Here is a 22,418-nt window from a genome sequence, read left to right on the forward strand (position 1 = left end):
GCGGCTAGGCCGCGGGCGTGAGCTCGAGCTCAGCCTCGAGCTTGCGCTTCGGGAAGGCGCCGGTGACCTTCTTGGCGACCTGCCCGTGCTTGAAGAGGATCAGCGTGGGGATCGACAGCACCTGGAACTGCGCCGCGGTCTGCTGGTTGTCGTCCACGTTGAGCTTGAGGACCTTGAGGTCGGGCTGCTCCTTGGCGATCTCCTCGACCACCGGGGCGACCACGCGGCACGGACCGCACCACGGCGCCCAGAAGTCGACGAGGACGGGCTGGTCGGCCTCGAGGACCTCAGCCTGGAAGTTGGTGTCGGTGACGTCGGTGACGGTGCCTGCCATGTCGATCTCCTTCGCGGTCTCGCTCGGCTCCGACCACTATACGAAGTGAAGTGCCGAGCCCCTCGGAGCCGCAGGCTACCCGGCTGGCGAGAGGCGGAAGAGCTAGGCCCCGCGGCGCAGTCGCGGCACGAGCAGCGCCGCCTCCAGCGCGATGCGCCAGCCCATCTTCGACCGGCCCCGCACCCGGTCGCGGAAGACGATCGGCACCTCGACCACGCGGAAGCCGCGCCGCACCGCCCGGTAGGTCAGCTCGACCTGGAACGCGTAGCCCACCGACCGGACCGTCGGCAGGTCCAGCGCCTCGAGCACCTCGCGCCGGAAGCACTTGAAGCCGCCCGTCAGGTCGCGCACCGCCAGGCCGAGCACCACGCGCGCGTAGAACGAGCCGCCGCGCGACACCACCCGCCGCACCGGCCCCCAGTCGCGCACCCCGCCGCCGCGCACGTAGCGCGAGCCGAGCACGAGGTCGGCGTCCCCGCGCACCGCGTCCAGCAGGCGCTCGAGGTCCATCGGGTCGTGCGAGAAGTCCGCGTCCATCTCCAGGACGTGCGACGCCCCGCCCTCCAGCGCCCGCGCGAAGCCGGCCAGGTAGGCCCGTCCCAGCCCCTCCGGCGCCCCGCGGTGCAGCACCTCGACCTCCTCGGGGAACTCCGCCGCCAGCCCGTCGGCGATCTCCCCGGTCCCGTCCGGCGAGCTGTCGTCGACGACCAGGATCCGGAACCCCTCGGGCGCCGCCCGCCGCAGCACGGCCTGCGCCGCCCGCACGATCGCCTCGACGTTCTCCGCCTCCTCGTAGGTGGGCAGGACGAGCCAGGGGACCGCGCGCGACACCGCTGGAGAGCCTAGGGACGGCCCGCGCGCCGAGCGTCCCGCTACGGTCGAGCGCAGCGATGCCCGACCCCTCCAACGCCCAGATCCCCACGGGCGTGGCCGGTCGTGTCTCGTCATGTCTCGGCGCGCTATCCGCTGGCCGGTGCCCTGTGCCGTTGTGGCCCACAGGAGCAGGACAGGGCAAAGGACAGGGCGGCTGAAGGACAAGGGCGGGAACAGCCCTCCCCCTGGCCCCCGGGGTGGGCTAAGGAACGGTTCGCGTCCCCCAGCCGTGACTCCCTAGCGCCCGGAACCGATGAGGCCTCGTGACGCTTAGCGCTTCCCCCGGACGGAACCGCCCGTAAAGGACGGAAAGGACCCAAAGGAGCCAAAAAGGATCCGAAAGGACGCCTAGTCGTGCTTCAGGCCCCACTTCGCGCCGCGACCCCAGCCCACCGTCTCGACGAGATCCAGGCTTCTCAAGAAGTGGAGGTCCCTTTGAACGCTCCGGCGCTCGACGCCCGCGCCCAAAGTAGCGACCACGCGCTGGAGCGCCTGCTCGCCACCTACCGCAAGCACCTGAAGGATGTCTTGCTGCTGCTGCGATAGGTCATGGCCGATGCGCTTAGGAGGCATGTAGCTGCTCGGACGGAAGCGAACCAGCAACGCGCCGGGGGAGTTCTCAAATTCGGGGCGAGGGAGACCTGCTTGAGCGGTGAGCTGGGTCATCTTCAGGGTTCCGCGACCCCACGTTTCGATGATTCCTCGTCGGTAGAAGACGTCTGCGATCGTCGGGTTCCACGGGAGCGACTCATGAGGCCGATAGAGGTCGGCCACCTCCAGGCCGAAGTGCAGGCCGCCGCTTGACGTGATCTCTAGGCGGTCGTCGTAGATCGCGATGCCGACGGAGCCGCCGCCGATCGAGTAGTCCCGATGGCAAAGCGCGTTCGCAAGCGCCTCGCGGAGGGCAACGGGCGGGTAGATCGGATCGTCCGTGCGCTCGAAAACGCCTGCTTGGATGCGCCCGGCCACAGGCAGATGCGCGCGAAGGAACTGGTCGGCTCTGCTCAGGAGCGTGAACGCATTGCCGTGGAACTGACGGTTGTCGATGAACTCGGTCTTGTCAGTACCGCGAAAGCGAGCAAGGCGCACGCGACATTGGGGAAACGACGCCACCAGGTTGTCTGACCGGGCGAAGAGCACCACAGCGGCGCGTAGGAGACCATCGGCCGTGAGCACCCCGAGCCCTCGGAGCATCTCGCGGGCATCACGGGTTCCCGGTTCCTCAAGACGGCCCCGTCGCACCGCCTCGTCAACAGTGCGTGCAATCTCGGACTGGTCGAGGTCCGAAACGTCCCAGCCACTGGCGATCTCGCTCTCCCACCGCTGATTCGCATGGTGAGCCTCGAGCAGCATCTCGTGGTACTGCTCTCGGGAGATGGCAACGGTCGTGTTGCCAATCCGCGCGTACGCCTGGCCCTTGTACGAATGGGGTCGCCGATGGCTGCGTCCCACCGAAGCCACGATGACCTCGCCGGTCCCGGCGGGAATACGATCGACCTCCGGTGAGACAGCCGGTTCGATCCGGCTGAACTCCGCAACGACTTGCTCGAGGGTCTTGTCGGACACCGTCTGCCCGACGACATGGCCGTCTTGGTCGACGCCAAAGATCACCCGCCCGCCCTGCCCATTCAGCATGCCGCAGATCGTCTCCGCCGCCTCGCGTCGACAGCCGGTACTGGTTCGGACCTTGAACTCTTGGGTCTCGGACTCGCCCCGAGAAGCCCACTCCTCGACATCGCTGATGCTGAGCGTCACGTGATGATGCTACGGCGCACCAAGCGGGCGTGACCGTCTACGAATCCGTGTCGGAGTAGCACAGGCTGTGGACTGTCTCGCCGGAATCACATAGCCGGCGTCCCAGCAGGTACCCCATAATCGTCCGGTGCGGGTCGTTGTCGTGGTGCTCGATCTCGGCTGTCGACACCTCATCTGCCCGCATAAACACGAGCCGATCTGAGCCGGGGGCGAGGAGCCATCCGCTCTGGGTGAAGCTGACCAGACGCCCCTCGTACTGCCCGCCATCGGTCAAGCGCAGGGTCACTGTCGAGAGGGGGGCTGGATTCCAGAAGGCTTGACCGACGACGGCTCCCACCACCGCCGTGGCGCCGGCGATGGCTAGCGCCGCGCGCGGGAGTTGGTCGACTTCAAGGCCCCAGCGCCGGGCTTGGCGCGCTAGGTACACCACGAACAGGACAAAGAGGTCTGCGGCGATCCCGTAAGCAGGCGGCAAGGTCAACGCGGCAACCAGGAGTCCGAGACCCGTGACAACAGTCAGCGGCTGGCTTACCGCCTCGGGTTCGGTGGACCGCGGAACGTGAAGAGCCTTGAGCGGCCGACGGAGGTTGCCGGACAGCACGAGCCAGACGCTCGCAACCGCGACAACGGCGGCCGACGCCAGAGCGGCGAACAGACCGGGGGCTATTCCACGACCGAGCACCTGTTCGACCGGGAGCTGTGTCAACGCATCTCCTGGGTCCACATCCGCCGCCATGAGACGCGACGTCCAGATAAGGGCCCCGAGGACGTAAAGCATCCCAACGCTTAGCGCCACAGCTGCGGGGAGCACGGTCAAGGCTTGGATGACCCGCTCGCCGAGGCGGCGGGTCTCAACTGAGGCTTCTCGCTGCCGTTCGATAGGCCACGTCTACCGTCCGCGCTCCGCATCAGTCAACGGGGGCTGGCTGTTCGAGCAACACGGCGGCATGCCGACTCTGCGACTGGACGGGTATGTCCGTGTCTCCGACGTACGCGGGCGCGGCGGGCCGTCCTTTCTCTCTCCAACGCTCCAGCGTGACCGCATCGAAGCCTGGTGCACTCTCTTCGGGGCGCGCCTCGTGCGGGTGGTCGAGGAGATGGACCAGTCGGGCGCTCGTCCGGACCGCCCTGAGCTTCTAGGCGCTATCGAGCGGGTCGAGAGTGGGCGCAGTGACGGCATCGTCGTCGCCAGGCTGGACCGCTTCGGCCGATCACTGACGGACGCCTTGGCACACCTCGATCGCATTCAGCGAGCCGGGGGGACGTTTGTGTCGGTGGGGGATCAATTCGATCTAAGCACCGACCACGGTCGTCTCATGCTTCGAATGATGCTGTCGTTCGCCGAGTACGAGCGCGACCGCATCCGCAGCAGCTGGGACGACGTGCGACGCAAGCGCGTCGAGCGGGGGATCCACGGCGCCAGCAACCCGCCGACGGGCTACCGCAAAGGGCCCGACGCCCGGCTCGTCGTCAGCCACCGCCAGGCTATGGCCATAGGCGAGGCCTTCGAGATGGCGGCTCAAGGCGGCAACCTCGGCGCGATCGGACGCCTCCTTCGCCAACGAGGCATCCGTGGCAACGACGGAAGCGGCACGTGGAGTCCAAGCTCGGTGGCGCACCTCCTCGAGAACAGGGCGTACCTCGGAGAGGCCCGCAACGGCCCGTACGTCAAGCGCGACGCGCACCCGGCCCTTGTCGATCCGGTCACCTGGCGCCTAGCCCAGCGTCGGCCCAGACGAATCGCCCCGCACCGAGCGGGGCTGTTGAGCGGCCTGGCGCGTTGCGCGACCTGTCGGGCCGTGATGACGATCACCGGTGGCTCACGGGCGGGGGAGGACCGGTCATACCGCTGCTCGCGCCCGGCAGCCGCCCCATGCCCAGCGCCCGCCGCGATCTCGTCGCAACGACTCGACACCCTGGCCGAGGACCTCCTGTTCTCCGTCGCTCGCCGGCGCCCACAAGTTCAACGTCGCGCCCGTAGCGCCATCCATCACGCCGAGCTCGCGCTGGCCCAGGCGGAGGACCGGCTTGCCAGGTACCGGGACAGCGACGCGACCCTTGGCGTGCTCACGGACGAGCAGTACGCGGCCGGGCTTGAGACCCGCTCGGAGCGGGTGCGTCGCCTGGCCGAGGAGCTGATGGACCGTCGGGCCGCCTACGCGGCCAGCATCGAAGGGCTGCTCGAGCAGCTCCCCGACGGCTGGCAGGCCATGGACGTGCCCTCTCGCCGGCGGCTGCTGCACGCCTGCTTCGACGTGCTCTTTGTGGCGCCAGGGCGCGACGTGCGGATCGAGGATCGGGTCTTCGTCTGCGAGACCGGGGAGGGACCCGGCGGTCTGCCCGCACCCGGTTGCAACGCGGTGATGGGGACGCCGTTCGTGTTCCCTCGAAGCGGGCGAAGGGCGACTCGGCAGCTGAACCGGATGCTTGCCGCCAGCCGGTACGCGTGGTCGAAAGAGGAGATCGAGCGCCGCCTTCGTGAGTTCATCGGCGACGGGGACACCTTTCCGACGCCGAAGGAGTTCGTCGAGGCCGACCAGAGGCGGCTGTACGAGCACGTGAAGATGCGCGGCGGCGGCCCGCTGTGGGCGTCGCGGCTGCGCGTGACCTATCCGCAGCAGGGCCGCACGACGGCGTTGCTCTGGACGCGAGATCGGGTTGAGCAGGAGCTCGAGCCATTCCTTGCCGGGCGCAGCGCCTGGCCCCGCTACACCGAGTTCTGCAGGGCCGGCAAGCAGAACCTTCGTCGCGCTTTGGTGCGCTTCGCCCCGATCGAGGAATGGGCCGCCCAGTTCGATCTGTCGATCTCGAACATGCGAGGGCCGCATCTCGTGTGGACAGACGATCAGATCGAAGCTGCCTGCCAGGAGCTGATCGGCGAAAGCGGCGAGTGGCCTCGACGAGCGGACTTCCGCCGCGCCGGCCTCGACGGCTGCTATGGGGCCATCTGGCGCGGGCTCGGAGCACGGGGCTGGGCGACCCGGCTCGGCGTCCGATTCCCCGACGAACGGGGAGGCAGAAAGCCCGCCGCATCGCCTCCCGACTGATCATCAGGAGGCGTGTACCGCGCGCGCCCCGCCCAGGTGATCAGCCTTGCGACCGGCTGAGACCAACGCCAAGCCGGCTCAGAAGAAGAAGGCCAAGCCGGGCCGTCTCTCTCCTGAGGAGGCACGACGCCTCGCCCGCGCCGTGGTCAAGGCGGGAGGCGGCGAGATCGAAGTCAAGGCGCCGCAGCGCAACGCCCGCGACTTCGATGACCCCAAGCGCCAGCCCGGCCTGGTCAAGTCGCCCGCGTACCGCAAGGACGTCCGCGCGGAGTACGACGCCAGGTCGCCCGAGGAGCGGCGGCACATCGCTCGAGACGCAGAGCGCGAAGAGGGCGCAGCGGCTCGCGAGATCGACCGGTACTCCAGCGAGAAGCGCCGCGGCGTTCGACTGCAAAAGGCTGCTCTCGCCTCCCTCGACGGCACGGACCCTCTGACGGATGAGGAGCGCAAGGGCTTGCGGATCCTGCAGCGCAAGGAGCTTCGCGGGGCACTGAGCATCGCCTCATCGATCGACTCGCTGGAGGCGCCCGACCGCGGCCCGAACCTCGACCTCGTCAAGAAGATCATCGACCGCATCGGCACCGGGAACGTGCCGACCGGCAGGGACACCGGTGTCTCCAACAGCGAGGCGCTCGCCAAGGGCGCCAGCGCTGCCCGGAACGTCCTGCAGTTCGCCAATCGGGGCAGCCGCGCCGCCGCGCTTCCCGTCGACCAGCTCGCCGCTGGCATGAAGGTGGCGGGCAGGGCCGACGCGCACCTCACCCCCAGCCAGGACGCCGCCGCGAAGGGGGCGATAGAGGGGACGAGCAAGTTGCTTGAGCAGCTCACCCGTCCGCTGTCCGGGACGGTCGGCGGGATCCGCGCGGCCGTGCGTGGCGACAACGTCCTGGAGGGCGCGGTCGCCGGCGCCAAGGAGAACGACCAAAGCTTCGGCGACCTGCTCACGGACCTGGGCGTCTCCCCGGACCTCGCCGGCGCAGCCGGTCTGGCGCTCGACCTCACGCTCGACCCGCTCAACCGGGTGTCGCTCTCGGTCAAGCCGGCGGCCGAGCAGAAGGCGCTCAGCGCGCAGGCCAAGGAAGCTCGCCGGCAGGCCCGAGTCATTGCGCAGGCGCGCAAGCGTGGCGAGTTCACCGACGAGGAGCTGCAGGACCTGAGGCGCTTCGCCGAGCAGGCGATCCGCAACGAGGGCGAGAAGGCGGCGAGGTCCGTGAAGCCGGGCCGCGCTCTTCAGGCGGGGGTGCACGTCCCGGCTCGCGGCATCAAGTCGGTCAACGTCCCGGGCACTCGCGCGGTCGGTGAGCGTGTCGGCAAGCTCGCGCGGCGAGTCGTCCAGACGGATCGCGGCAATCAGGTCGCTCGCATCTCGCCCAAGACGGCGCCGAAGGGGATGGTCCGCGCTGAGTCCGATGCCCTGCGGGACATGGAGGCGGAGTCTCGTGCCGTGCTCACCCGAGTCAGCGACAGGTTCAACCGCCTCGCGCGGCTCGTCGCGAGGGAGACCGGCCGCGATGTCGATCGGTACCGGCGAGTGATCCATGCGATCGAGGGAGGCACCGTCGACCAGCTCCCGGAGCAGCTCGGCCGGACTGCCCGCGAACTGACGAAGGCGTTCGACGAGGCTGCGGATGTCGCTGCCGACTACGGCATCCGGCTCCAGCTCCGCGACCTCGCAGTCCCATCTCGCGACCTGAAGGACCTGCTGGGACGCGCCCGCGCGGCGGTGGACAAGACCGTGCGCTCAGCGGGACGACAGCGCAGCGAAGCTGCGGCCGAGCTGCGCGGCCTTGACGCGGCACGGCCGGCTAGCCAGGTGCCTCAGACGCGTCCGGTCGTTCGCGCCAATGAGCGCCTCGACGAGGTGCTTGCGCGGGCCGACGGCGAGGGCGTGCTCTCCGACGACAGCGACGTCTTCTGGGAGCGCTACGGCAAGGAGCTCGAGCTCATCGAGCGGCAGCTGGCCGTCGGTCTCGGCAGCAGCCGGCTGACGCCTCGCCGGTCACGAGTCGTCTCCCGCCTAGAAGACGCCGAGCAGCGAGGTGCCGCCGTGAACGCGCAACGTGCCGAGCTCACCGCCGGCCCGCCGACGACAGCGACGGAGGAGCGTCACCTCCTCGAGACAATCGCGAAGGTCGGTGCAGTCACCCGCCGCAACGAGCTGAGGGAAGACGCGGAGCGCCTGCTCGCCCGGGTCGACGCCTCTCCGCCGCCCGTCGGATACGTGCCGCGTCAGTACGAGCGCCACCTCGAAGACCCTGCCTCGTCGCCTGCTGGGCCGTCCGGCCCAAGTCAGGCGTTCGGGCATGCCGAGCAGCGCCTCGACCGCCGCAGACTGGAGGACATCGAGCGGGAGTTCGCCGAACGGGGCAAGCAGCTTCCGTTCAGTGTCGACCTTCCTCAGCTCGTCGGTGCTTACGGCGTCAAGCTCGCGAGGCGGCTGGCCTCCGCGCACCTGTTCCGCGGCGTTCAGGCACGGTTCGGTGCCGCGCCAACCCACGACATCCTCGAGGCCGGTGGCGTGGACCTGTGGCGCGTCAGTCATGGGCGCTACTCCCGCATGTCTGACGACGACGTCGCGGCGGTCCGCCGCGCGGTTGCCAGCGGCGATGTCCCCGACGACGTCATCGCCTTCCCGACCGCTGTCAGCCGCGAGCTTGAGGTTCGCCTTCGCCACCACGACGGCAACCCGCTCATGGCTGACTACGACCGGCTCCTGCGCGGCTGGAAGATCGCATCGACCATCGCCCGCCCCGGCTACTTCATCAACACCGCCGTCGGCAACGCCTGGCAGGCCTACCTCCTCGACGCCAGCCCCGCCGACTTCGGACGCGGCTGGAAGGCCCTGACCGCCCTGGTTGCCGATGAGCGGCGCGCCACCCGCCTCAACGGCACGCCGCTCTCGCGCTTCCTCGACCGCGTCATGCCGAACGCGACGGTCAAGGTCCTCGGCGTACCGACCCCCGTGCGCGACCTCATCGAGGAGGCACAGGCCGTTGGTCTGGTCCGCGCCGGCTCGCGCATCTCCGACCCGTCCGAGTTGTCCCTCGAGCAGCAAGCTCGACGCAACGTGCTGACGCGCATCCGGCCGCTCGAGGCTGCAGGGTCGCTCGCCGAGGACCTCGACGATGCCGCGAAGCTGGCGCTCTTCATCAAAGGCCGGCGCATGGGCCTGGACCCGAGGCAGGCCGGCAAGCATGCCCTGCTGGGCATGATCAACTACGCCGACCTCTCAGAGGTCGAGCGGCGGGTGTTCAAGCGGCTCATGCCGTACTACGTCTTCACGTCACGCAACGTGCCGATGCAGGTGAAGCGGATCGCCGCGCGACCCGGCAAGCTCGCGAACTTCGAGAAGTTCCGGCAGGCGCTAGCGGAGCACGCGGGGCTCGGACCGGACTGGTTGGCGGACCTGACCGACTCCGATCAGGAGCGCATGCCCGTTCCGGTGCCTGGCTGGAAGCCCGGCGGCTTTCAGGCCTACCGGTACCTGCGCCTTCCGTCCGAGGACCTGAGCCGGCTCACGCCGCTGCTCGGGGGAGATGTGGTGCGGGTGCTCAAGCGGTACGCCGCCGACCTGACGCCCGCTATCAAGCTCCCGATCGAGCTCAGCCTCAACCAGCGCTTCGACTTCGACCGGGACATCCAGAACCCGACCGGCCGCCAGGACGAGGCGGGTGCCCTCCTGCGCAACGTCATGCGCCTCGCGGGTGGCGGCGAGAAGGACCAGGTCGACCCGCGCACGGGCAAGCGCTACGCCGGCGTCGACGCCCGAGTCGTGCACCTGCTCCGCACGCTCGGCGGGTCCTACGGCGCCCTCGTCCTGTCGGCCGGCACCGAGACCAAGGACCGAGGCGGCCAGACCTTCGGCATGCGTCTCCTCAACCAGGCCACGGGCCAGGGCGGCAACGCCCCTGACCCGCTGGATACGCAGGTGAGCCGGCTCTACGACGCCAAGGACAAGGCGGAGCGCGCGGCAGCGCGACTCCGCAACGAGGGCCGCCAGGACACCGCCGACTACATCCGCGTCCAGGACCGTCTCGACGACATCGGTCGCGGACTGACGAAGCTGCGCGCGGCTCTCGGCTACCCGGACGACCGCCGGCAGGTGGGCGAGGTGCGCAGGCGCGAGCTGCTCACAGTGCGTGAGGGCCCGGAGGTACGGGCGTTCAAGGCCAAGTACGGACTCGACTAGTCACTCCCCGTCGGACATCCTGCCCCTGACGTGTCGCAGCGACCGCCCGGGGAACCGTGCCCGCCATACGGCGGACGTTGGTGGATCTGGGTTGGCCGCTGGGCACGGAGCGAGTTCGGCGAGGCGTGGCGAGTGTCTCAAGGCAGTCAGGAACGTGTTCGAGGGACCCATCGGCTTCTGCTGACCGCTGGCTTGGTGGCCCTTTGCCTGGCCGCCGTCGCGGGAGCGCTGGCGGTTCACCACAACCAGAGCCGGAGCAGCAACCTCCTCGCCGAGGCGACCGGCGGGCTCGCAAGCATCGGTGTGGCTCTGCTGCTCATCGATTGGCTCACTCGCCGCGAGCGTCAGCTTCGCTACGCCGACCTGACCTGGGTCGTCGTCGAATCCGCCGTCAACACGATTGAGGACGTAGAGGGCGCGCTGCGGTACTTCGCTCGCTCAGTCCAGTCCCAATCGAGCGTCATGATCGAGCTACGGACCGGCGAGATCCAAGGTGAAGAGCCAGACGATCACGAGGCGATGTTTTGGCGGCAGCGGACGCCGAAGTTGGAGGAGTCGAGGCGACGACACATCGCCGAGGACATCGAGCTGTGCAAGCGCAACGGCCAAGCACGCGCGGCCCCCTCGGAATATGGGTGGAAGGTCGTGCCGGGGATCGCCCGCGATCTCGAACACCTAGGGGTTCTCGGGGATCGGCTCGCTGGTCCTGCGCAGGATTCGGACGACGTCCTGCTGCTGCTCCATGCCTTGTGGCGACTCAGCGATCAGCGACACCGCGTACTCCACGCAAAGGCGCTCTACGAGGACGGCGTGATCAATCCCATCTGGGGCGCGATGGCCGAACTCGGCGTGAAACTGCGGAGGGCGTACGAAGCAGGAGTTGTGGCGTCCGCAACGGCGCAGCGGTGGACTGGACGAGCGGGAGACGACCCCCCGCCACTGGAACGCTTGGGTTAGCGCAGAAGTTGGTGGACAATCGACCTGTGAAGGGCATCGTCGTCTGGCTGATCGTGCTGGTCGGATTGCTCCTTGGGGGCGGTGATCCGATCCAAACCAGCGACGACGCGTTGCTGGCCGCGGCGGCAACATGGTTCGGCCTCGGCTGTGGCTGGTTCTTGGCGGAGCTCCGCCGGGAAGGCGCTGATCGCGAGACGGATGACCGTTCGTCGCGGCGCCCCGCCGTTTGACGCTGAGCGTCGACGCGCCAAGGTCGGCGCCATTTGAGTAGTCACGACCGGTCACTAGCTCGCTCCGGTTGACCTAGCTCTGGTTCCGCGGTCGGGTCGTGACTAGTCAAACGATTCACGGCCGCTGGCGGGTGACTCCGGACCGGCTCGAGTCGTGCCCTCCCAGGCCGACACTGGTCGCATGGACAAGCGATCAGGCAGCACCAACCCCGAGCCGCGAGAGCCCTGGCTGGACAAGCGCCAAGCAGCTGCGCACCTGGGTGTTACGACCCGCACGATCGAGAATTGGCAGAAGCACGACGGCCTTCCCCACGCTAAGAGCCCAGCCGGAAGTCAGTGCTTCTACCGACGCACGGAGCTCGACGCATGGCTCCGGCAAGCGCACCACACCGACGCGCGGGAGCTGTGCCCCGTCTCAGACGAGCTGCTCGACGAGGCCGACCATCGCGCCGCCACCCAGCGGCTCATCGCCAACGCGCTCCACGCTCCGGCCGCCCGACTCCGAGAACTCGCCGACCTCTTCGACGAGGCGTGTCACGCGCTCAACGAGGACGCACTCGGAGCCCTCAGCGGGGCGAACGAGGTGGCACGAGAGGTACGCGCGCTCTTGGACGTCCTGGACCTCGGGGAGTAAGGACCACCGGCGAACGCCGAAGCGCCCGGCCGGCGCTTCGGCTGTTCTACGCTCGCGCGACCGTGCCTCGGGGGGCACCGAACTCAAGGGGGAGCGATGCAACTCAGCAGGACCGCACTCGCCGGCGTTGTCGCAGGCGTTGCCATGGCAGTCACCGCCACGGCGTGGGGTGTCGCCGCGATCCAAGCGCCAGACGGAACGATCACCGCTTGCGTCGACCAGCAGGGACGCCCACGCCTGCTCGACTCAGCATCAGTGCACCCGGGCGACCGCACCTGCACCCGCAAGGAGAAGCAGGTCAAGTGGAACGTCACAGGACCGGCTGGTGCCCCGGGCCCGCCCGGGCCACCAGGAGCGCCTGGCGCACCCGGACAGCCAGGCGCCTCGGGATCCTCGGTCGTTGCACGCGGCACCGGCACCCGATTCGAGTGGAACCTCCCACAGGACAACAACAAGACCTACAACCTCGCCAACGGCGCCTTCACCCAGCAGGCCGGCGAGACGGACTACATCGCCGGCAACTACATGAAGGTCTCAAGCGAGAACGTGAGCTGCGGTATCGGCTACCCCATCGTCTTCATCCAGCAAGGCGACGACGAGGCCGTCCGAGCCAACGTTGCCGGGGGCATCGGAGCACCCGACCAAGAGATCACGACGCCAACGTGGAACCCGTTCCTCGCCGAGGTCACGACCGCAACACAGCGAAGCCTCAGGATCGGCGTTCAGGGCTTCCAGGGGTGTACCGGCAAGGTGATCGTGGAGAACGCCAAGGTCGTGATCGCCGGCATCCGCTGACCACCCGTAAAGCGCGTCCACCGGCGCGGCGGGAGGCGGGCCCGTGCGCGCGAGTAACAATGTCGTCATGGATCCGGGGCGAGAGGAGAAAAGCTCTCGGCCCGATCGCATGGGCCCTCACCATCGAGTGCATGCCTGCATCTCCCGTCCGTCGTCGGCCAGCTCACCCGGCCACGATCGCCCTGCACATGGCCGGCTCGTCGGTCACCGACGTCGCCGACGCCCTGCAGATGCGCGTTGGCAGCGTCAGCTCTCAGCTCGCTGGCGTTCGTCGAAAGCATCCGAGGCTTCCTGAGGTCCTCGTCGAGCTGGTCGGCCCTGATCAGGCGGCCGAGGTCCTGCGTCTCATCCCGGAGCGCAGTCAGGCTGGAAAGGCGAACGCCCGCCAGTAGGCGGGCGTTCTGCGGACAGCGAGCGCCTCCACATCATGGCCTCGAACGCGGAAGAGCCAGAGGGCAGGCTGGGCCGGGCCGCCTACGGAAGTACGGACCTGATCGTCGGCGGCGTCTCGCTGGACGAGGGCGTCCGGCAGCTCTGCTGGTTGGCCGAGACCGTTTCCGACGACGAGCAGCGGTGGCTCTTCGCCTGCACGCTAGACCTCGATGAGCAGGCGCTTTGGGTCGCGATACCCACTTACCCAGACCCTGCGACAGAGGCGGTCAGTCGCCGCTGGCTCAGGACCCTCCCGACAGACTCCGCCCGGGTCTCGGTCTGCGGCGCGACCCATCCCGGGCGTGGCGAGTCGCCTGTCTTCACCGACGCGCCCCATGCAGTACTGCCTCTCTCCCTAGACGGGCGAGGACTGACCGCCGCGATGTGTTCCGCTGCACCTCCCGGTTTGGTCGTGCAGACCGACGACGACCTCTTCGACGCCTACTGGCACCTCGCCCAGGCGGCGCCCTTCGGCGACGTGGCTTGGGCTCGGAATGTTCTCGAGATCGTCCCTGACCAGGGCTGGCTCATGAACGTCGCCGGCGTCATGACGGAGCACGGCTACCGCGCCCAGCTGCGCGACCTCGACACAGAAGCGCCCCGGCTCTCGCTCGACAAGCTCATCGACGTCCTGGGCCCGGTGCTACATGGCGCTCACGCCTGACGCGCCGAGCGCGCCCCGTCCGTCCGCCCTCGCCGCCATCCTTGGATCGCCCGGTTCGCCTGGGCAGCTCAAGATCGTCAACAGCTCCGGCAAGGGCGTGGCTTCGGCCGCGCCCTTCGTCGTTCGGTGGCGATACGTCCGAGGCGCGGTGCATCCTGACCGTGCAGGTACATCCACGCCTACCCGTATGGGTGGCGCATCAGGGCAGCCCCGTCGGCAGCCATCGAGCAATGACGACTTGATCCGCCGCGACGTTCGGTCGCGGAAAGGAAGGAGCTGCCATGTTCCAGGCTGAGGGGCTGAGCACCCCACTGTCTGTGGCTGAGCGGGCCGGCCTGGCCTGCTGTCACCTCGAGGCCCTGACCCGGCACGCGCCGGCCGAGCACGACGTGCTCGAGCTGCGCATCAAGTGGCCGAACTCTCCCGGCATGCGACAGCGGTTCGGCGCAACCGGAGCGGATGACCGGCAGGTCGGCCCCGAGATCCGGCGCCTTGCCGCCGAGGCCATCTCGGCAAGCGACCGCGGCGCCGAGGTCTACGTGAGCGCCGGCGCCCGACTGCGCAATGAAGGAGGGGCGGGCGTCGTGCCCGCCCTGGGCGTGTTGTGGGCGGATGCCGACGATCCCCAGTCGCGGGCCGCCGTCATCAGCTTCCCGTGCCGACCGTCGCTCGTGCTCGAGACGTCGCCGGGCCGGTGCCACGCCACCTGGCTTCTCCGAGAGCCGATCCCGTCAACGCTGGCCGAGCGGCTGATGCGTCGCCTGGCCGCCGAGCTCGGCACCGACCCGAAGGCCACCGATCGAGCACGCATTCTGCGGCTGGCCGGAACCGTCAACCGGAAGAGGTCGCCCTTCGTGGTGCGGCCCGTCGTGAACCGCTCCGAGGGCGTCCTGTTCAAGCGGTGGCGGGTGTACTCGGCGGCGGACATCGCCACCTGGCTCGGCGGCGTCCATGACCCCGACTCGCCGGCCGCCAATGTCGTGCCCATGACGGCGCGCACCACGGTCGGTACGGATGTGCTCAGGGACTTCCTCCGGTCGATCCCGGCCGCCGTCTACGTGCCGGCCCTCACGGGCCGCCCCGTCAACGGCGAGGGCTTCGTCGCCTGCCCATGGCATGGCAACGGGGCCGAGCGCACACCGAGCCTCCACGTGCTCGGCCGACGCCCTGAGGCCTACTTCTGCCATGGCTGCGGGGAGGGCGGCGACATCTTCGACGCGGCGGCCAAGGTCTGGGCGCTTGATGTCCGGCGCGACTTCCCGGCCATCAAGGACCGGCTGCTGTCCATGGTTCGCGGCGAGGAGGTGGCGGCATGAGCGCCGAGCCGCTGCCTTCGATGACGGCCTTCCAGGCGCAGCTTGCCGTCATCGAGGGGGGGATGGTGGTCCCTCCGGGAGAGACACACAACCACCACCCCCCTGTTCTGGGCGCTAGAGAGCAGGCCCGGCGATGCATCCGGTTCGTCGACATGGGCGTCGAGCTCGCCAAGCCGGAGGAAGCTCAGGTCTGGCGCGTCGACCGCTTCGCCCAGGACGGCGCGCTCACGACCCTCGCCGCCCGAGGCGGTGCCGGCAAGTCATGGCTCGGGATGGCGCTATGCCACGCCGTGACGACGGGCACGCCGGCCGCTGGCATCTCCACCACGCCTGGAGTCGCCGTCTACGTCGACGGCGAGATGGGCACCCGCATGATGACCCGGCGGTGGCGTGACTGTGGGCTTCCGCGGGACGCGTTCAAGTACGTCGACGCCATGGGGCTCGACCTCGGCGCCCAGGCGGGCGTTGACGCCCTCGCCGAGGCCCTCGCCCGGGTGCAGGCGCGCTTCATCGTGTTCGACTCGCTTCGTCGCCTTGCCCCCGGCAAGAAGGAGAACGAGTCCGACGACATGGCCCCCCTCGTCGCCTCGTTGGCGAACGTGTGCCGCGAGCTCGACGCCGCCGGCCTGCTCCTCCACCACGCAGGACACGATGACACCCGGGCCGTGCGCGGCTCGTCCGCCATCGTCGACCAGTCCGACGCCGTCTTCACCGCCCGCCGCCTCGCTGACACGACGATCAGCCTCGAGTGCGATCCGCTGAAGGGCGGCAAGTTCCGCATGGACGAGGAGCCCCCAGCCCGGCTGCTGAAGATCGTGGCCCATGGGGGGAGGGTGGTGGTCGAGGGATCCCCCCTTGCGACCACCACCACCCCCCGCCAATCCGCGTCTGACCGGATGACCGAGCGCATCCAACAGGTCATGCGCGAGGAGGCAACGCCGCTGCGAAAGACAGCGATCGCCGAGCTATGCGTGGTCAGCGCGGACACGCCGTCTTTCAGGGACGCGTTCAGGCAACTGCGGCGCCTCGACGTGGTGGTCGAAACCGAGCACGGCTTCGTCCTGGCTGGCACGCCGACGCAGGACTCCATGCTCGCCGAGGCTGCACGATGACCCAGGCGAACGTCGACAGCGTGGCTGCCCTCGTCGCTGCCGTTCTCGAGATCCCTGGCGTCGCCGAGGCCGTCGAGCGAGTGGGTGCACGACCGCCCGCAGCGCTGTCAGAGCCGCTGCTGACCGTCGACGACGTTGCCCATCTGCTCGGCCTGCCTGCGAAGACGGTCCGGCAGTACGCCCGAGAGGGGCGCCTGCCGGCCGTCAAGATCGGAAGCGGGTGGCGATTCGCTCGCGCTGAGGTCCACCAGTACCTCCGCGCGGGGACACTGGCCGCCTAGGGCCTGGCCTCCGAGCCCTCCGCGGCGGAGGAAGTCTCAAGCGCGGCTAGAGGGTTCACCTCGACTGCGAACGCGCGCGACAGGCGGTCGGCGGCGTCCTGCTTCGGCAGGTAGTGGGCGTAGACCATCGTCGTCTCGATCGACGCGTGGCCAAGCCACTCCTTGATCTCGACCAGCGTGGCGCCATGAGCGGCAGCCATCGTCGCGAACGAATGGCGCAGGTCGTGCCAGCGCAGCTTCTTGCCGACGCCGGCGGCGACAAGCGCCCGCTTGAACGCCTTGTCGGCCCCGCCGTGATCAACCACACCGCCCGCCGAGTTGACGAACACGAGGTCGTCGTCGAACGTCCAGGCCTCACGCTGGCGAAGGCGCGCGAGCTCCGCGGCCGCCTGGTCGATCAAAGGCAACGACCTCGACCTCTTGCCCTTCGTCCGGCCGGCCTCGGTGGGCGAAAGACGCGTCGGCATGTTCCGCTCCACCCGCAAGGAGCGCGCCGCGAAGTCGACGTCCCTCCAGCGCAGTGCCCGCAACTCGCCCGCTCGCAGCCCGGTCCAGGCTGACACGCGGATCATCGACGCGTACAGGCCCGCCATGTACCTACGCGCCTCGGTGACGCGCTCTGCCTGTCGTTCGCTGACGGCGCCGCGCTGCCCGTCCTGGCGCAACGTCTCGCGTGGCGTCTCGGGCAGCCAGTCGCCCTCCGCGGCAGCCGCTACCGCGATGACCTCCTCGGGCTGCAGAAAGACGATGCCCGCCGCCTTTCGTGCAGGCGCCGGCCGCTTGACGTCGCGCATGGGATTGCCCGGCAGCCATCGCTTCTCGACCGCTCGAGCGAGGGTTCCCGACAGCACGCTGTGCGCCATCCGTCGGTTGCCGCGGCTCACCCCTCGCTCAGCCATCTTCTCCATGGCCAGGTCTAGGCGGCTGACGTCGAGCCGCCGCAGCGGCGTCGATGCCGGCAGGACCGGCAGCACGTGCAACTGCCAAACCGATCGGTAGGACTGCAGGCTTCCAACCGACAGGTCCTTCTCGTGCTCGGCATGGCGCACGTACTCGTCGAACGCATCGCCGAGCGTCCTCACTCCCGGCTTGGCCGCGAAGACGTGGCGTCCCTTCTCGGCGGCCATGAGCTCCGCCAGCGCCTCCTGGGCCTCCTTCGGGGTCAGGTGCCCGTCGGGCTTAGGGCCGTCTGCGGTGCGCCAGACGACGGCGCCCCGCGCCGTCCGTCGGCCGGAGTCCTTGACCCACGCCGGGCCGAGAACCTTGCGGGTGGGTGTCCCCTCGGCGCGCATGTACTTGGCGACCCACACGCGCCCGCCCGCACGCGGCTCCACCCGGACGTGTCCGCTAATCCGTGGCGCGCTCACCGCTCTGCGCTCTTCGTGGTGACGGCCCGAAGGCGATGCCTCCGGGCCGTCGACTCGCTCGTCATGGACGGTGGACGTCCCTAGCCGAGGGCGAACTCGAGGAGGACGTCCCCGGGCTGCTCGACCCCGCTGATGGCGAGCCCGACCATGTCGGCGGCCTCCTCGTAGAAGTCGACGGACGGGCCGTCGTCGCCGAGGTGGTCGTTGATGGCGGCGATCAGCTCGCCGTGGTGGCGGACCATGGTGCTCGCCAGCTGACCGCCGGCCTCGCGGCGCTGGCCGGCGAAGGCATGGCCGAGGATCGTGTCCACCTGGTTGATGGAGTTGGCCCGGATCTTGCGCAGCTCGCTGGGAGTCCGCTCGTCGATACCGTGGATCTGCATCGATACTCACCTCTCGGTGCCGGGGCCGGGGTGCTGCAACACCGCCGGCCCGTCTCTTTTCCGGGGCTCAGTCGAGTCCCGCTGATGGGCTGCTAGGGAACAGGAACGAAGAACACGTGTCAACCACCTCTGCGCTCAACGGTCGACATTTCCGCAGCAGCAAGCCAAGTGTCGCTGATCGATCGGACGGCTAGTCATGCCCGACCCCTCCAACGCCCAGATCGCCGCGGCCTTCGACGAGCTCGGCGACCTCTACGAGCTCGACGGCGCGATCGTGCATCGCGTCGTGGCCTACCGCAACGCGGCGAAGGCGGTGCGCGAGGCGCCGGTGTCGATCGCCGCGCTCACGCGCGAGGGGAAGGTCACGCAGCTGCCCGGGATCGGCAAGACGCTCGAGGAGAAGATCAGCGCGCTGCTCGAGACCGGGACGATCCCGGCGGCGGAGAAGCTGCGGGCGAAGTTCCCGCCCGGGCTGGTGGACATGACACGCCTGCCGGGCGTGGGGCCCAAGCGGGTGCGCAAGCTCTTCGACCAGCTCGGGATCGCGTCGCTCGACGCGCTGCGCGAGGCGGCCGAGCAGCAGCAGCTGCGCGACGTGAAGGGCTTCGGGCCGAAGTTCGAGGAGACCGTCCTTGCCGCGTTTGCGGCGGGGGTGGCGGAGAAGGCGGCGCCGCGGACGCTCCTGCACCGGGCGACGGACATGGCGGCGGCGATCGTCGACGCGTTGCAGGCCCATCCGTCGGCGGGGACGGTGGCGGTCGCGGGCGGCGTACGGCGGCTCACCGAGTCGGTCAAGGACCTCGACGTCATCGCGACCTCCGACGACCCTGCGGGCCTGGCCGGCGCGCTGGGCGAGCTCGACCTCGTCGAGTCCTGCAGCGTCGCCGGCGAGGCGGGCGCACGGGCACGGACGCACACGGGCATGCCGATCGACCTGCGGGTCGTGGCGCCCGACCAGCTCGGCAACCTCCTGCAGCACTTCACCGGCTCGAAGGCCCACAACGTGCGCCTGCGCGAGATGGCGGTGCGCAAGGGGCTGCACGTCTCCGAGTACGGCGTGCTGGACGACGCGACGGGCACGACGCACCGCTGCGCGACCGAGGAGGAGGTCTACGCGCTGCTGGGTCTGCCGTGGATCGCGCCCGAGCTGCGCGAGGACCGCGGCGAGCTCGACGCCGGCTTCATCCACCCGGAGCTCGTCACCCAGGAGGACCTGCGCGGCGACCTGCACTGCCACACGATCGCCTCGGACGGCCGCGCGACGATCGAGGGCATGGCGCACGCGGCGCAGGCCCGCGGCCTCGAGTACCTCTGCATCACCGACCACTCGGCGACGCACGGCTTCGGCAACGACGTCCCCGCCGACGAGCTGCTGCGCCAGGTCGAGCGCGTGCGCGAGGTCGACGCGTCCATGGACGGCTTCACGCTGCTCATCGGGACCGAGACGAACATCCTCCCCGACGGCCGGCCCGACTACGACGACGACGTGCTCGCCCAGCTCGACTGGGTGGTCGGCTCGGTCCACACCCAGTTCCAGATGGGCGAGGCGGAGATGACCAAGCGCATCGTCGCCGCGCTCGAGCACCCGATGATCGACTGCCTCGGCCACCCGACCGGCCGCCTCATCGAACGGCGCGAGGGCTACACCTTCGACCTCGACGCGGTCCTCGACGCCGCCAGGCGCACGGGCTCGATGCTCGAGATCAACGGCAACCCCAACCGCCGCGACCTGCGCGAGACCCACGCGCGCGCCGCGGCGCAGGCCGGCATCCCGATCGTCATCAACTCCGACGCCCACGGCCCCGAGACGCTGGACGTCACCCGCTGGGGCGTCGCCACGGCGCGCCGCGCCTGGCTGACCAAGGACGACGTCGTCAACACCCTCCCCTGGAGGGACTTCGCGCCCCTGCGCAAGCGCGCGCGGTGAGAGGAAGGGGTCAGACCCCTCCTTCTCACCCGCCCGTTTGCAGGCACTTCGTGGAGACGGTGCGCGGGGGCGTGCGAAGAAAGGGACAGTCCCCTGCTTCTCACACCTCGAGGACGACCTTGCCGCGGACGTGGCCCCGCTCGAGGAGCCGGTGGGCGTCCGCGGCCCGCTCGAGGGGGAGGGTCTCCTGGACCTCGACGCGCAGCCGGCCGTCGTCGACGCGCTCGGCGAGCTCGACGAGCTCCGCGGCCGAGGGACGCACGAACGTGTAGTGGCCGCGGACGCGGGAGCGCTCCTTGACCGACGGGTCGACGATCGAGACGAGCGCGCCGCCGTCCTTGAGCACCGCCTCGGCCTGCGCCTGCCCGTCGCCGCCCACGAGGTCGAGGGCGGCGTCGAAGCCCTCGGGCGCCGCCTCGCGCAGGGCCGCCTCGACGTCCTGCGCGCCGTAGTCGACGACCGCGTCCGCGCCGAGCGAGCGCACGAAGTCGTGGTTGCGCTCCGACGCGGTGCCGACGACGCGGGCGCCGAGGTCCCGGGCGATCTGCACCGCGACGTGGCCGACGCCGCCCGACGCGGCCGTGACGAGCACGGTCTGGCCCGCCTCGACCCGCGCGCCCTCCACGAGCGCCTGCCAGGCGGTGAGCCCGACGAGCGGCAGGCCGCCGGCGTGCACGACGTCGACCGACCGCGGCCGCCGCGCCACCGCGCCCGCCGGCATCGCCGCGAGCTCGGCGTAGGTCCCCGCGGCGATCTCGGTCTTGCGGCAGTACGCGTAGACCGGGTCGCCCGGCTCGAGGTCGACGACGGCCGGGCCGACCGCCTCGACGACGCCCGCGGCGTCCCAGCCCAGCACGAGCGGGAAGTGGTGGGGGAAGCCGCCCTCGAGCCGGCCCTGGCGGATCTTCGTGTCGACCGGGTTGATGCCCGCCGCCTGGACCCGGATGAGGACGCTGTCCGGTCCGACCTTCGGGTCGTCGACCTCCCGCAGCTGCATCCGGTCGGCGTCGCCGAACTCGTCGATCACGATCGCGCGCATGCACGAGCGCCTACCCCGCGACGGCGATGCGAAGAAGGGGACTGTCCCCTTCGTCGCACGGCGGCTAGCGGTCGAGGAGCGCGGGAACCAGCCGCTCGGCGACCACGGCGTCCACGCTGGCGCGCCGGAACGGGGCGACCGCGGCGAGCGCCCGCTCGGCCCAGCCGTCGTCCGGAGCGTCGAGCGCCGCGCGCAGGGCGCCCGCCAGCGCGGCCTCCTCGACGACGAACCCGTCCCCGAGACCCCGCAGGACCGGCAGCGCCGCGTAGGGCCCCGGCGCGGGTGTCGTCACGACCCGGCAGCCGTCGGCCAGCGCCTCGAGCTGGGCGAGGCCGAAGTCCTCGCGGCGGGGCGCCGTGACGAAGACCCGCGCGCGGCGCACGAGCGCCCGGTACGCGGTCGGCTCCAGGCGGCCCGCGAAGCGCACGCCCTCCACCGGCCCGAACGCCGCGCCCTGCTGCGCGTCGACGCCCGCCACCACCAGCTCCTCGCCCGGCCGCCGCGCCGCCGCCCAGGCGGCGAGCACCCGGTCCAGGCCCTTCTTCGCCGGGTTCGTCGCGTAGGTGATCGCCGCGAGGTCGCGCGTCCCCCCGGCGGGCCCGCTCGGCTCGACCGGGATCGGCACGACGACGACCCGCTCCTGCGCCACCGCGACCCCCGCCTCCGCCAGCGCCCCCGCGTCCTGGGGCACGAGCAGCGGCGCCGCCGCGAGCCGGCGGCGCTCCACCGGCCGCTGCCAGACCCCGTGGCGGCCGGGGCGGTTCACCGCGGCGAGCGCGTCGAAGCGGATCGCCCCCGGCTCGGGCCACAGCGCCGCCGCCGTCGTCGTCGAGTAGACGACGGCCCGCGGCCGCGCCGACCGCAGCGCCTCGCGCGCCGCCGCCCGCGCCGCCCGCGCCCACACCAGGTCCGTCAGGGCCAGCGTGCGCACCTCGCCCGGCGCCCGCGGGACCGCCCGCCGCACGCCCACTCCCGCACGCTCGAGCGACGACGCCAGCTCGTCCTCGGCCGCGCGCAGCCCGGCGGTCGAGCCCAGGCAGACGAGGAGCACGTCGGGCGCCACGACCGAGCATCATGCCGTCG

The 22,418-nt window shown here is 70.2% G+C and carries 20 protein-coding genes; 12 read left to right on the forward strand and 8 right to left on the reverse strand.

The features are described from left to right. Positions 1 to 4: 4 nt before the first annotated feature. The 4 genes from trxA to JUB12_RS15850 all read right to left on the reverse strand — a co-directional run bounded on the left by trxA (position 5) and on the right by JUB12_RS15850 (position 3,740). Positions 5 to 334, reverse strand: a complete 330-nt coding sequence (trxA, locus tag JUB12_RS15835) for a thioredoxin (protein ID WP_205696379.1) — start codon at positions 332 to 334, stop codon at positions 5 to 7. A 102-nt stretch (positions 335 to 436) separates the two neighbouring features. Continuing rightward, positions 437 to 1,165 (reverse strand): polyprenol monophosphomannose synthase, encoded by a 729-nt coding sequence (locus tag JUB12_RS15840; protein WP_241004291.1) that lies wholly within the window; start codon positions 1,163 to 1,165, stop codon positions 437 to 439. A 390-nt stretch (positions 1,166 to 1,555) separates the two neighbouring features. Beyond that, positions 1,556 to 2,962, reverse strand: coding sequence for an ATP-binding protein (locus JUB12_RS15845; RefSeq protein WP_205696381.1), 1,407 nt, complete (start codon positions 2,960 to 2,962; stop codon positions 1,556 to 1,558). A 37-nt stretch (positions 2,963 to 2,999) separates the two neighbouring features. Then, positions 3,000 to 3,740, reverse strand: coding sequence for a hypothetical protein (locus JUB12_RS15850; protein WP_205696382.1), 741 nt, complete (start codon positions 3,738 to 3,740; stop codon positions 3,000 to 3,002). A 169-nt stretch (positions 3,741 to 3,909) separates the two neighbouring features. Here JUB12_RS15850 and JUB12_RS15855 point away from each other — a divergent pair, with 169 nt between their 5' ends. From JUB12_RS15855 to JUB12_RS15905, 11 genes are all read left to right on the forward strand, one after another. After that, on the forward strand, positions 3,910 to 6,009 hold the full coding sequence (locus tag JUB12_RS15855; RefSeq protein ID WP_241004527.1) for a recombinase family protein: 2,100 nt from the start codon (positions 3,910 to 3,912) through the stop codon (positions 6,007 to 6,009). Positions 6,010 to 6,055: 46 nt separating this feature from the next. Further along, positions 6,056 to 10,198 (forward strand): hypothetical protein, encoded by a 4,143-nt coding sequence (locus JUB12_RS15860; RefSeq protein ID WP_205696384.1) that lies wholly within the window; start codon positions 6,056 to 6,058, stop codon positions 10,196 to 10,198. Positions 10,199 to 10,393: 195 nt separating this feature from the next. Next, positions 10,394 to 11,155 carry a hypothetical protein gene (locus tag JUB12_RS15865; protein WP_205696385.1) on the forward strand — a complete coding sequence of 254 codons (762 nt, stop codon included), beginning with the start codon at positions 10,394 to 10,396 and terminating at the stop codon, positions 11,153 to 11,155. A gap of 26 nt (positions 11,156 to 11,181) precedes the next feature. Then, entirely contained in the window at positions 11,182 to 11,385 is a 204-nt protein-coding gene (locus tag JUB12_RS15870) for a hypothetical protein (RefSeq protein ID WP_205696386.1), read from the forward strand. A 181-nt stretch (positions 11,386 to 11,566) separates the two neighbouring features. Next, the gene (locus tag JUB12_RS15875) at positions 11,567 to 12,019 is read left to right on the forward strand and encodes an AlpA family transcriptional regulator (RefSeq protein WP_205696387.1); all 453 of its coding nucleotides are present in this window, start codon (positions 11,567 to 11,569) and stop codon (positions 12,017 to 12,019) included. 144 nt (positions 12,020 to 12,163) lie between these two features. Beyond that, positions 12,164 to 12,814 (forward strand): hypothetical protein, encoded by a 651-nt coding sequence (locus JUB12_RS15880; protein ID WP_205696388.1) that lies wholly within the window; start codon positions 12,164 to 12,166, stop codon positions 12,812 to 12,814. Between the two features lie 188 nt (positions 12,815 to 13,002). After that, entirely contained in the window at positions 13,003 to 13,206 is a 204-nt protein-coding gene (locus JUB12_RS15885; RefSeq protein ID WP_205696389.1) for a hypothetical protein, read from the forward strand. A 452-nt stretch (positions 13,207 to 13,658) separates the two neighbouring features. Next, positions 13,659 to 13,910: a hypothetical protein gene (locus tag JUB12_RS15890; protein WP_205696390.1), complete on the forward strand. Its 252-nt coding sequence runs from the start codon at positions 13,659 to 13,661 to the stop codon at positions 13,908 to 13,910. Between the two features lie 281 nt (positions 13,911 to 14,191). Further along, positions 14,192 to 15,226, forward strand: coding sequence for a DNA-primase RepB domain-containing protein (locus tag JUB12_RS15895; RefSeq protein ID WP_205696391.1), 1,035 nt, complete (start codon positions 14,192 to 14,194; stop codon positions 15,224 to 15,226). After that, complete coding sequence (locus tag JUB12_RS15900) at positions 15,223 to 16,338, forward strand: AAA family ATPase (protein WP_205696392.1); 1,116 nt, start codon at positions 15,223 to 15,225, stop codon at positions 16,336 to 16,338. Before JUB12_RS15895 ends, JUB12_RS15900 begins: the two co-directional genes overlap by 4 nt. Further along, complete coding sequence (locus JUB12_RS15905) at positions 16,335 to 16,619, forward strand: helix-turn-helix domain-containing protein (protein WP_205696393.1); 285 nt, start codon at positions 16,335 to 16,337, stop codon at positions 16,617 to 16,619. The genes JUB12_RS15900 and JUB12_RS15905 overlap by 4 nt, the downstream gene beginning before the upstream one ends. Here JUB12_RS15905 and JUB12_RS15910 read toward each other — a convergent pair. Continuing rightward, positions 16,616 to 17,929 carry a site-specific integrase gene (locus tag JUB12_RS15910; RefSeq protein WP_205696394.1) on the reverse strand — a complete coding sequence of 438 codons (1,314 nt, stop codon included), beginning with the start codon at positions 17,927 to 17,929 and terminating at the stop codon, positions 16,616 to 16,618. The two genes, JUB12_RS15905 and JUB12_RS15910, sit on opposite strands and share 4 nt — an antisense overlap. A gap of 137 nt (positions 17,930 to 18,066) precedes the next feature. Further along, positions 18,067 to 18,369: a hypothetical protein gene (locus JUB12_RS15915; RefSeq protein WP_205696395.1), complete on the reverse strand. Its 303-nt coding sequence runs from the start codon at positions 18,367 to 18,369 to the stop codon at positions 18,067 to 18,069. Between the two features lie 196 nt (positions 18,370 to 18,565). Between JUB12_RS15915 and polX the strand changes: the two genes are divergently transcribed. After that, a complete protein-coding gene (gene polX / locus JUB12_RS15920) occupies positions 18,566 to 20,296 on the forward strand; it encodes a DNA polymerase/3'-5' exonuclease PolX (RefSeq protein ID WP_205696396.1) in 1,731 nt (576 codons plus the stop codon). Between the two features lie 100 nt (positions 20,297 to 20,396). On the opposite strand, the gene JUB12_RS15925 is transcribed toward polX, so the two are convergent. Beyond that, entirely contained in the window at positions 20,397 to 21,335 is a 939-nt protein-coding gene (locus JUB12_RS15925) for an NADP-dependent oxidoreductase (RefSeq protein ID WP_205696397.1), read from the reverse strand. 64 nt (positions 21,336 to 21,399) lie between these two features. Then, on the reverse strand, positions 21,400 to 22,398 hold the full coding sequence (locus tag JUB12_RS15930; RefSeq protein WP_205696398.1) for a glycosyltransferase: 999 nt from the start codon (positions 22,396 to 22,398) through the stop codon (positions 21,400 to 21,402). Between the last annotated feature and the right edge of the window lie 20 nt (positions 22,399 to 22,418).

The sequence above is a fragment of the Conexibacter sp. SYSU D00693 genome (assembly GCF_017084525.1).
GTDB lineage: Bacteria > Actinomycetota > Thermoleophilia > Solirubrobacterales > Solirubrobacteraceae > Baekduia.

Excerpts from the sequence above, each read along its gene's own strand:
- JUB12_RS15875 (WP_205696387.1), top strand. The coding sequence starts at position 11,567 with ATGGACAAGCGATCAGGCAGCACCAACCCCGAGCCGCGAGAGCCCTGG.
- JUB12_RS15925 (WP_205696397.1), bottom strand. The coding sequence starts at position 21,335 with ATGCGCGCGATCGTGATCGACGAGTTCGGCGACGCCGACCGGATGCAG.
- JUB12_RS15915 (WP_205696395.1), bottom strand. The coding sequence starts at position 18,369 with ATGCAGATCCACGGTATCGACGAGCGGACTCCCAGCGAGCTGCGCAAG.
- JUB12_RS15885 (WP_205696389.1), top strand. The coding sequence starts at position 13,003 with ATGGCCGGCTCGTCGGTCACCGACGTCGCCGACGCCCTGCAGATGCGC.
- JUB12_RS15900 (WP_205696392.1), top strand. The coding sequence starts at position 15,223 with ATGAGCGCCGAGCCGCTGCCTTCGATGACGGCCTTCCAGGCGCAGCTT.
- JUB12_RS15850 (WP_205696382.1), bottom strand. The coding sequence starts at position 3,740 with ATGCTTTACGTCCTCGGGGCCCTTATCTGGACGTCGCGTCTCATGGCG.
- JUB12_RS15855 (WP_241004527.1), top strand. The coding sequence starts at position 3,910 with ATGCCGACTCTGCGACTGGACGGGTATGTCCGTGTCTCCGACGTACGC.
- JUB12_RS15895 (WP_205696391.1), top strand. The coding sequence starts at position 14,192 with ATGTTCCAGGCTGAGGGGCTGAGCACCCCACTGTCTGTGGCTGAGCGG.
- trxA (WP_205696379.1), bottom strand. The coding sequence starts at position 334 with ATGGCAGGCACCGTCACCGACGTCACCGACACCAACTTCCAGGCTGAG.
- polX (WP_205696396.1), top strand. The coding sequence starts at position 18,566 with ATGCCCGACCCCTCCAACGCCCAGATCGCCGCGGCCTTCGACGAGCTC.
- JUB12_RS15880 (WP_205696388.1), top strand. The coding sequence starts at position 12,164 with ATGGCAGTCACCGCCACGGCGTGGGGTGTCGCCGCGATCCAAGCGCCA.
- JUB12_RS15905 (WP_205696393.1), top strand. The coding sequence starts at position 16,335 with ATGACCCAGGCGAACGTCGACAGCGTGGCTGCCCTCGTCGCTGCCGTT.